The 278-nt window shown below is 65.5% G+C and carries 1 protein-coding gene; it reads left to right on the top strand.

Annotated elements, in window-relative coordinates:
- Positions 1-278 (top strand): hypothetical protein (locus ACZ2IA_RS22950; RefSeq protein ID WP_470294898.1); only part of this gene is annotated, 278 nt, incomplete at both ends.

The following is a 278-nucleotide window of genomic DNA, read 5'->3' on the forward strand; positions in this document are numbered from 1 at the left end:
GGGCAACCTGGGGCAGGTCGCGCAGGTTGCCCTGGTACAGGCCCGTCTGCACGACCGCAACGGCCAATTTCAGGACGCATTAGACAGCTTGCCTGCGCAGGGCATCCACGACCCTGACCTGGCCGTGGAGATCATGTTCCTGCGGGCGCGACTGCTGGACAAGCTGGGTCGCTACGAAGACGCTTTTGCGGCAGCCACCACGGCAAATACGGGTGCCCGTCAGCTGCGCGCGGGTGCCGGCAAGACCCTCGACACCTTGCTCGGCCAGACACTCGATG

The sequence above is a fragment of the Crenobacter sp. CS_VA4 genome, from assembly GCF_055597485.1.